Raw genomic sequence first — 10,478 nt, forward strand, 5'->3', positions numbered from 1 at the left:
AAAATATGATATGAAAACTAAATACGGAATCATTTTACCGCTTTGCTTAGTCGGTTTGATTGTAATTTATGGTTGTAAAAAAAGCTTTTTGGACAAACAACCCCTGGGTTCTTTAAGTTCTGATAACGTGGCTAATTTAACCGGTGTTCAGGGTTTATTGATCGGGGCATATTCTCTTCTTGACGGGGAGATAGGATTGTCTACCTCAACTGGCTACGCTTATGGCAGTGCCGGCTCCAACTGGGTGTATGGCAGCGTATGTGCCGATGATTCGTACAAAGGGTCGACACCTACCGACCAGCCTGATCTGGTTTTATTGCAAACATGGTCGGTATCATCCGCAAATACCAGCTATGTTCAGCAAAAATGGGCATTGTTGTATGATGGAATACAAAGATGCAACGAGGTATTACGCGTTTTACCTAAAGCCGAAGATATTTCGGAGGCTGATGCTAAGGTAATTTCAGGAGAGACACGTTTCCTGAGGGCTTTTTATCATTTCGGTGGAAAAATAGTGTTTAATAATTTTCCTTACGTTGATGAAACTATCACGATAACCAATAACAACCTTAATGTTCCCAATGTTGATAAATCAGGTAAGTTTATAGATATATGGCCTAAGATTGAGGATGATCTGAAATTTGCCATAGATAACCTGCCCGAAACACAACCACAAAGAGGGAGGGCGAACAAATCGGCAGCTAAGGCTTTTTTGGCCAAAGTTTATATGTTTGAGCATAAATACACTGATGCCAAACCACTGCTTGATCAKCTGATCAGCAGCGGCCAAACCGCGGGAGGCCAAAAATACACGCTGGTGAATTTTGAAGATAACTTTAACGCGGCTACGAAAAACAGTGCCGAGTCAGTATTTGCTTACCAGGCATCGGTTAACGATGGTTCACAGTTAAACGGTAATTATGGGGATGTATTAAATTTTCCTAATGGCCCTGGTGCCCCGGGTGGTTGCTGTGGGTTCAATAACCCTTCATTTAATTTGGCCAATGCTTTTAAAACCGATGCCAACGGGTTGCCGCTATTAGATACCTGGAACAATGGCCCGGTTGTAAGTGACTCCACTAATTTATACACTGGTAATGTTGACCCCCGTATAGACTGGACCATGGGCCGCCCCGGAGTGCCATATTTTGATTGGGGGCCAGACAGTAAACAGTGGATCCGCGACCCTGCGACAAATGGCGTGTTCAGTCCTAAAAAGAATGTGTACGCCAAAAGTCAGGCTGGTACCTTGTCATCAACTGAAACTGCCTTTTGGGGTGCTACCAGCATTGATGCCAACAATGTTAATTTTATCAGATTCGCGGATATTATATTATGGGCAGCTGAGTGCGAGGTAGAAATAGGGAGCCTGGGACAGGCCGAAATGTACGTTAACCAGATCCGGACGCGGGCGACCGACCCTGCAGGCTGGGTATATGCTAATACTACCTACAACGCGGCCAGTTCAAAATACAATTCGCAGGCTAAGCCGGCCGATAAGTATAAGGTTGCACCTTATCCAACCGGAACTTTTGTCACCCAGGGACAAACCTACGCTCGTAAGGCCGTACAGTTTGAACGCAGGTTGGAACTTGCCATGGAAGGACACCGCTTTTTTGACCTGCAACGCTGGGACAACGGAACAGGTACAATGGCCCAGATCCTCAACACCTACCAGCAGGTTGAAAAAACCCGGAACTCATTTTACTATACTAATCCTTCGGCACAATTTCATAAAGGGATCAATGAATATTTCCCCATACCTCAAAAGCAAATTGATGTTGAAAACTCAACCGGCGAGATCAATTTAAAACAAAACCCGGGTTATAATTAATTAACTTAAAAACCGGTTATATTAAAAAGGCAGCGCTTATGCGCTGCCTTTTGTATTTTCTGCTATCGGTTATTAATCTATTAATAATACCGGCCAATATATGGGTTATCAACTATGAGCTTTTTTAAAGCCGGAGGATCAATGATGCCCTCTTTGGCATAAACAATTTTACCATTAGGTTCAACAAGAATGGTATAGGGTAAGGCACCCTGCCATTTTGGGTCAATAGCTTCAATCAATTTATATTTATCGTCTGTGTTAAATATATAATTGGTAGCCGATGCCTGCGATTGCTGTAGAAACTTTAAGGCCTTATTCATTTTCGTAGGATCATCCGCGCTTATGGTTACAAGCTCAAAATCGCGTTTACGGTACATCCGGTTAATGGTAATAAATTCCGGAAATTCGGTAGTGCAGGGGCCGCACCAGGTAGCCCAAACATTGATCAACCGTAACTTGTCAGACTTATTGCTAATCAATTCTTTAATGCCCGCAACGCCAATTGTATCAATCTTAACGGGCTCTTTTGCCCATTCGTCTTTTGCCTTTTGCTGCCAATCTTCTTTTTCGGCCCATTTTACCGAACAGCCAAATACCTTGGTTGTACTTTCAACGGGCATTTTATTATTTAAAAGCTGATTAATGGCATTGCGGGTATCCTGTGTGTTGGGAGTTTTGGTGGGTTTTTCTGTATCATCTATCCGGCCCGAGAAACAAAGTTTCCTTTCTTTATTAAATATGAACACATGCGGGGTAGCCACAGGTCCGTAAGCTTTAGTTACTGATTGTGTTGCACCGTCATATAAATAAGGAAAATTAAAATGCTTTTCCGTGGCTCTTCTTTTCATTTCGTCAAATGAATCACTCATATCTGTATAACCCAGTTCGCTCAGTTGTATGGCATTAGGGTCATTGGGCATTATAGCTACTACAGCAACACCTTTACTACTATAATCCTTAGTGAGCTGGATTATTCTGTCTTCATAAGCCTGGGCGGTTGGGCAATGGTTGCAAGTAAAAACAACCACTAAAATAGCCGCGTTTTTAAACGAGTTTAAGGTGTAAGTTTTGCCGTCAGTTCCCGGCAAACTAAAATCAGGAGCTTTGGTTCCTAGTGCCAGTGTTGGGTGATCACCGGAGGCCGATCTGAAGGCGCATATAATCCCTCCAATAAACACACACAATACAATAGATAGATAACTTAGCTTTGTCATAATACTTTATAAATTAGTTGTTTGTAAATGGTAAAGTAAATTTAGCAGAATGCTGTAAATAACAAATACCATAATACTTTATATCAGCAAATGAAGTATTAGAGAAGTAGTAAAATAAGGCTAATACTGGCTTAGCTGGTTTCTTTTTTTAAAGATGAAAAATCCGTAAAATAAGTGTTCAGGTTTATTTCAGTAGGTACCTGTAGTTTTTTTCGTAACCTGTACCTGCTTATTTCTACTCCCCTTACCGATATGTTCATAAGCTGGGCCATTTCCTTGCTTGACAGGTTCATGCGCAGGTAGGCACACAATTTAAGCTCATGTGCATTCAGGTTAGGATGAATTTCTTTGATGGCTTTTAAAAAATCGCTATGTGTATTGTCAAAATACTCTGCAAACTGGTCCCATTCTTTGTCTATTTTGCTCTCCTGGTTTAATATCCTGATCAATTTTTTTAACTCTTCAGAAGGCATGTCATCTGTTGATTTCCGTAGGCTAACCAGTTCTTCCCTTATTTTGCCCAACAGCTCACCTTTTTGTAATAAATGCATAGCAACGGATGCCAGCTCAGAGTTTTTACCCAGTATTTCTGATTCCAGTTTTTCATTCTTAAGAGCGATGATTTCTTTTTCAGATTTTTCCATTTCAAGCTGGTGCAGGTATTTTAAGCGCTTTTGTTCTTGTGCATGTTTTAACTTTTCACGCACGAATTTCCTTTTAAGCCATTTGTAAAATAAATAGTTAAAGGCAATAAACAGCATGCCATATACTATATAAGCCCAAATGGTGCGATACCAGGGCGGAAGCACTGTAAAAGTAAAGCTGGTAATGGCAGATTCATCGCCCAGATTGCTCCGTGCCTTAATTTCAAAGGTATAGGTACCTTCAGATAAGTTGGTATAATCCTTTTCAGTCCTTTTTGACCATGCCGACCATTCTTTGTCGAAGTTTTTTAAATAATAGCTGTATTCAATGTTTGATTGTTTTTGAAACGAGGGGGTAGAATATTCAAAGTGTAAAGAGTTTTGCTTGCTGCTCAATTGTTGTAATGCTTTTTTTGCATTATTATAACCGCCGTTTAAAATGTTATCAGCATCTCCAGATGCTTTTACCATTCTGACCAGCACCTGGATAGAACTTTTGTTTGCTTTGTATTTTTTATAATTAATGTGATAGAAACCTTTTTCGGCACCTACAAAAATGTTTTCTTCGTTTAACGGATATATATTTTCAAAGTCGCTTACCAGCTTGCCATTGAGTTCAGGAAAGTAAATTAGCTTGGGGGTAGAGTTGGAGTAATCTGCTACACCAAGTTTCTTTTCTTCAATGAACCAAATATTCCCCTGATTGTCTTCTTTTAAAAAGCAGAGGTTTTTGTCTTTAAAAATGGCATTAAAATAAGCAGAGGGTTCAAAGCGGTCAGTACCGGCATTATATTCATAAATACCCTTTTCTGTAGCCACTACCATTCGGTTCTTAATATTAAAAAGGCGGTTTTTTAATACAGAAGGTAATCCGTTTTTATTGGTGTATAATTTGGTTTGGGGGTGGGCAGGCGAGCTGATATCTATTCTATAAATGCCTTTATAAGTATGGGCTACCCAGGCTGTGTGATTTTGTACAATAACAAAACGCGACGATTCACCGAAATTTATAGTCCCTGCAGCAGTGAAAGCGTTGTTGTTGTATTTGATCAGATCAAGCCCATTATACCCACCGGCAATAATTGTTGATGATGGCAATACCTTATCATATGGTGTAAAATTCCAATAACCAAAGTGTGTGTTGATAGGAAATGCTTGTTTGTCCTTAATTTGAAAGGCGCCTTCATGGTGAGCAAGCAACAGGTTATTATTTACTTTAAAAAGCCCCCACGCAGATGCTTTAGTACCGGGAACAGTTTTAAAAGTACCATTAATATCGCTCAGGTCCGGGTTGTCATCAACAGGTAATTGATATAACCAGTTAGATGTACCAATATATAGTACGCGATTAAATAATATGGCGCTGTAACCTGCCCCCTCATTTAATTTTTCGGGATAAATGTGTTTGATTGCGCTGTTATAAGCATTAAAATCAATGCCATCATCTAAACCCATCCAAAGGTTGCGGTCTTTATCTAAAAATAAACTCAGCACGGTGTTGTTTTGCAGCCCTTCTTTGCGGGTAAAGTTTTGCAATATACGCCCCTGCTTATCAATAATATATAAACCACCCATGTGGGTACCAACAGCAAGGTGACCATCGTCCATTGCCATAGCGCACATAATTTGCTGGTTCAGGAACGGATCCGGACCTTTAAATTTAAAACCACTTACTTTTTGCCGGGTCAAAACAAATAGGCCTTTTTTTAAAGTTGTAATTAAAATACTGTCTTTACTTAAATGCAATAAAGCGGTAACGGCAAGGTCTTGAGGCAGCGATTTGTTTACTACCAATGGCGACCACTCTCCGTTTGAAAATTGAAACAAGCCTTTTGTTGCATCCTGTGCAATAAGCTGACCATTACAAGACCCTAAAAATTGCCATTGGGAAACGGGCTGATAGGCGGTAATGAATTTGCCATCGAACTGAAAAATATTGTTCTGTGAGCGGAAGAATATTTTATCATCGTAGGATACAATGTCCCAGATATCTTTAAACGATGTGATTTTTTCTGGCAGCAGGTTTTTCAATGATGTAAACACCAGGTTACCGGTTTTATTAGGCGAAAAATATCCCATTTCGTTTTGCCCGCCAGCATATATTCTGCCGTCCTTGCCAAAAGCTATTGATCTTATAATTGTTTTGTTGGGTAATGGATAAAGGTTCCAGTAAGTTCCGTCAAAGCTTAGTAAACCTTCACTGTTGGCAAAATAAATAATCCCATTTTTATCCTGTACAATACTTCTGTTCTGTAAGCCGCCATTATAATCGCTCCTGTAATAAGAAATGATATTAGGAAGCCCGATTGGATTTTGGGCAAAGGCACAACTCAACTTCATTAATAAAAAAAACAATAGCCATTTTTTCTTCATCCTGGTACCGATAGTTTCAAATAATGTAAAAAATATGCCTTTAAACAGGCATCTGTAATATAAATAGCCGTATGATGTAGTAATGATGTAACCCGAAATTATAGCTCGTTTGATGCAAAATTTAATTTTGGCCCATAACCAAACGTGRTAAATAAAGCCTGAATAATATTTGTTTAAAGAATTGGTTGCAGGGCCACTTAAGCCTTACGCATTCATCACGGAAGTTAAATAAAGTTTTAATAACATAAAAAAAATATAGAAAATGAGAAAAACTAATTTACGTACAATTATCACGGCACTTGGTGTTGTGTTCTTCAGCTTATCTGCCTTAGCACAGCAAAAATCAATAGGTATTTTTGATGGGCAGCTTGATGTAGGCGCAAACACTAAACCTGGTTCTGGCGTTTACCTGCCCCAAACCCAGCAATATGTCATATCGGGAGCCGGCTATAATATATGGTTTGACCATGATGAGTTTCATTACGTATACAAAAAAATTAAGGGCGATTTTATATTATATACCCGTGCTGAGTTTGTTGGATGGAATGGGGTAGAGCAACACCGTAAAGTAGGCTGGATGGTACGTAAATCATTGGAGGGTAATTCGGCACAGATTAATGCCGTAGAACATGGCGACGGGCTTACCTCTTTACAATTCAGAAGAACCGCAGGCGCCACAACCGAAGAAATCAAATCAAAGCTTACCCACGCCAACATTATTCAACTGGAAAGAAAGGGTAATACCTATACCATGCGTATGGCCAAATACGGGGAGCCTTTTGTTACGGAAGAAGTAGCTGATCTTGACCTGGGCGACGAGGTATATGTGGGCTTGTTTGTGGGTTCACATAACCCGGATGTAGCGGAAACAGGTGTTTTCAGGGATGTTAGAATAACTGTACCATATGCCGGCGTTGCTGACCAAAGAACACAAATGACATTGGGAAGTAACCTGGAACTCATGGAAGTAGCCACCGGTAACCGGGAAATTATTTATACAGTCCCTTATTCTATCCAGGCCCCAAACTGGTTGCCCGATAACAAAAGCCTGATATTTAATGATAATAAAGGATTGCTGTACACATTTGATTTAGCTACCCGCAAACCCACTTTATTGAATACAGGCAATGTGCAGCATAATAATAATGATCATGTGCTTTCTTTTGATGGGAAAATGATAGGCTTAAGTAGCAATGTTAAAGAACTGGGCGGCTCCATTGTGTATACGGTTCCGGTTACCGGGGGTACGCCTAAGCAAATAACCCCTAAAGGACCATCATATCTGCATGGCTGGTCACCAGATGGTAAAAGCCTTGTGTTTTGCGGAGACAGGGGAGGTGAGTTTGATGTTTACAAAGTACCTGTTAATGGCGGCAAAGAAATCCGTTTAACCACTACCAAAGGGCTTGATGACGGGCCGGAATATACACCTGATGGAAAATATATTTATTTTAATTCTGTACGTTCGGGCCTGATGCAGATATGGCGGATGAAACCTGATGGCAGCGACCAGGAGCAGGTAACCAGCGACGACTATAACAATTGGTTTGCCCACATATCGCCTGATGGCAAATCGATGGTATTTTTATCATTTTTAAAAGATGAAGTTGAGCCGGGTATCCACCCGCCGTACAAACATGTATATATTCGCTATATGCCTATTGAGGGTGGTAAACCAAAGGTACTGGCCTATATATACGGCGGTCAGGGATCAATCAATACCCCATCATGGTCGCCTGATAGTAAGCACATCGCTTTTATCAGTAATACCAACGAAACTGTTAAATAAAGATCACCTTATGATGTTAAATAACTATAACAGGCGTAAATTCCTTAAAACCTCTGTCGCAGCCGCTGCCGGCATGGTATTAATACCGCAATTACTTAAAGCTGTTGGCAAGCCCGCCCGTAAAGTAGGCATCCAGCTTTATTCCGTGCGAAAGGAAATGATGGCAGATGCAGCCGATACTTTAAAACTGCTTGCAAAAATGGGTTACAAGGAGATAGAATCGGCAAAAAGCGAAAAAGGGAATTATTACGGTTTAAAGCCCAAAGAAATAAAAAGCATTACTGCTGATCTGGGCATAAGCCTGATCAGCGGCCATGTGCGTATTGATGCCGATTGGCAGCAATCTGTAGATGAAGCGGCAGAGGCTGGTCAGCCCTATTTGATCTGTTCCGTTTTACCGGTAAATGGGCAAACGATTGCCAATTATCAGCGGAGCGCGGATGCGTTTGTAAAAGCCGCCGAGGTATGTAAAAAATCAGGTATTACGTTTGGTTATCACAACCATTCGTCGGAGTTTGAAAAGGATGGCCAGCAAACGTTATATGATGTATTGCTTGACCATACAGACCCCAGCCTGGTAAAAATGGAGCTTGATCTGGGCTGGGTAATTGCCGCAGGTGCCGACCCTCAATATTACTTTAACAAATACCCGGGACGTTTTCCTTTATGGCATTTAAAAGATATGGATGCCAAAACCAGGCAAAGCACCGAGTTTGGAAAGGGGAGTGTAGATATCAACAGCTTATTTGACCATGTTAAGCAATCAGGATTGAAACACTTTTTTGTAGAACAGGAAGAATACACAAGTTCGGCCCTTGAAAGCAGCAGGTATGATATTGATTACCTTAAAAAATTAAAATATTTTAATTAGAAATGATAACACGAACTTTGCTTAAAGAAGCTTTTAGTTCCCTGATTGAGATTTAGTTGACTAATTGAAAAAGCACCCCAAACGGGGTGCTTTTGAACAAACCAACATAAGAAAAGCCATGAAAAAAAAGATAAACTTATTTACACTATTGATACAGTTAATAATGGGAAGCCGGGCGTTTGCTCAAAACAGCCCCCATGCAGACCATAACGCGCTGTATGTTAAAGACCTTGCCAAAAGCGCTGCATTTTACCGCGACGTAATGCAATTGCAGGAAATCCCTGAACCTTTTCATGATGGAAAACATGTTTGGTTCAGAACCGGCGCGCATAGCCAGCTGCACGTTATACAAGGGGCCGCCCAAGTTTTTGAACATGACATCAATACACATTATGCCTATTCGGTACCCGACCTTGCCGTATTTACCAAACACCTTGACGAGCTACATGTAAAGTATGGTAACTGGAAAGGTGATTCCAAATCGCCGCAACTGAGGCCCGATGGTATTAAACAAGTTTATTTACAGGATCCTGACAATTTTTGGATAGAAGTAAATGACGATAAATTCTAAGTAAACCAATTAATTTAATAAATCTAATTCATAAAATATGATCAACAGGCGTTCATTCATCAAAACTTCGGCAGCGCTTTCGGCAGGCTTGCTGATAAGCCCTAAATTATTTGCTTACGATAAAAAATATATTGGCCTGCAGTTATACACTGTGCGTGATTACATGCAGAAAGATCCAGCCGCAACATTAGCCAGGGTAGCCCAAATTGGTTACACCACCGTGGAGGGGGCCACCTATACCGGCAACGAAAAATTTTATGGTATGGATCCTGCCGCATTTGCCTCACTCTTAAAACAAAACGGACTGGTCATGCCAAGCTGCCATTATCGTTTGGGCGAGGAACAGGTAAACGGATCGTCTCCAAAAGGAACCATCCTGAACGATTGGGGCAGGGCAGTGGATGATGCCGCTGCTGTAGGTGTCAAGTATATGGTTTGCGCCTTTCTTTCGGTACCAGAACGCGGAACGTTAGAGCATTATAAAAAAATAGCTGATGATTTTAATAAGGCAGGCGAAACCTGTAAAAAAGCGGGTATCCAGCTTTGCTACCATAATCACGATTTTGAATTTATCCAGGAGGATGGTAAATATCCCTATGAAACTCTGTTGGCGAATACCGATAAAGAACTGGTAAAAATGGAAATGGACCTATACTGGGTAACTAAAGCCAATCAGGACCCCATAGCGCTCATCAGTGAACATCCGGGCCGTTTTCCTTTATGGCATATCAAGGATATGGATAACACGGCAAACAGGATGTTTACGGAGGTAGGTAACGGTACTATTGATTTTAAAAAGATATTTAAACATGCCGGTAAAGCCGGCCTAAAATACTTTTTTGTGGAACAGGATAAATGCCCGGCCGACCCTTACGACAGCATTACCCAAAGTATAACTTATATTAAAAAGAACCTGGTTTAAACGGCTATGAAAAAAACATTCTTTTTACTCCTGCTATTGTCTGGTACAATTGGCATGAGCTATGGGCAGCAAACTCATCAGTGGCATTATCTGTTTAACGGCAAATCGGTAACGGAACTGCGAGGTTACAAGATGGACTCTTTCCCATTTGAAGCGTGGAAAATTGAAAATGGAGCTCTGATTGCCCAAACCGGAGTGCCAAATGTTGATTTCCTGACAAAGGAAACCTTTACCAATTTCGACCTGACGCTGGAGTGGGC

8 protein-coding genes are annotated in these 10,478 nt (G+C 40.8%); 6 read left to right on the forward strand and 2 right to left on the reverse strand.

Annotation, left to right across the window (positions count from 1 at the left end):
- The first annotated feature begins 10 nt into the window (after positions 1-10).
- Positions 11-1,834 (forward strand): RagB/SusD family nutrient uptake outer membrane protein, encoded by a 1,824-nt coding sequence (locus tag AC1DRQ_RS18020; protein WP_477426070.1) that lies wholly within the window; start codon positions 11-13, stop codon positions 1,832-1,834.
- 80 nt (positions 1,835-1,914) lie between these two features.
- Here the strand turns inward: AC1DRQ_RS18020 and AC1DRQ_RS18025 are convergent, their stop codons facing one another.
- Both AC1DRQ_RS18025 and AC1DRQ_RS18030 read right to left on the reverse strand, forming a co-directional pair.
- Entirely contained in the window at positions 1,915-3,048 is a 1,134-nt protein-coding gene (locus tag AC1DRQ_RS18025) for a redoxin family protein (protein WP_477426072.1), read from the reverse strand.
- A gap of 131 nt (positions 3,049-3,179) precedes the next feature.
- The gene (locus tag AC1DRQ_RS18030) at positions 3,180-6,032 is read right to left on the reverse strand and encodes a triple tyrosine motif-containing protein (RefSeq protein WP_477426074.1); all 2,853 of its coding nucleotides are present in this window, start codon (positions 6,030-6,032) and stop codon (positions 3,180-3,182) included.
- 295 nt (positions 6,033-6,327) lie between these two features.
- Between AC1DRQ_RS18030 and AC1DRQ_RS18035 the strand changes: the two genes are divergently transcribed.
- From AC1DRQ_RS18035 to AC1DRQ_RS18055, 5 genes are all read left to right on the forward strand, one after another.
- On the forward strand, positions 6,328-7,854 hold the full coding sequence (locus AC1DRQ_RS18035; protein WP_477426076.1) for a TolB family protein: 1,527 nt from the start codon (positions 6,328-6,330) through the stop codon (positions 7,852-7,854).
- A gap of 10 nt (positions 7,855-7,864) precedes the next feature.
- A complete protein-coding gene (locus tag AC1DRQ_RS18040; RefSeq protein ID WP_477426078.1) occupies positions 7,865-8,725 on the forward strand; it encodes a TIM barrel protein in 861 nt (286 codons plus the stop codon).
- A 118-nt stretch (positions 8,726-8,843) separates the two neighbouring features.
- Positions 8,844-9,296: a VOC family protein gene (locus AC1DRQ_RS18045; RefSeq protein ID WP_477426080.1), complete on the forward strand. Its 453-nt coding sequence runs from the start codon at positions 8,844-8,846 to the stop codon at positions 9,294-9,296.
- 37 nt (positions 9,297-9,333) lie between these two features.
- Entirely contained in the window at positions 9,334-10,218 is an 885-nt protein-coding gene (locus AC1DRQ_RS18050; protein ID WP_477426082.1) for a TIM barrel protein, read from the forward strand.
- 6 nt (positions 10,219-10,224) lie between these two features.
- A partial coding sequence (locus tag AC1DRQ_RS18055) for a 3-keto-alpha-glucoside-1,2-lyase-like domain-containing protein (protein WP_477426084.1) occupies positions 10,225-10,478 on the forward strand: 254 nt, incomplete at its 3' end.

This window comes from Mucilaginibacter sp. P4_E8 (genome assembly GCF_056401495.1).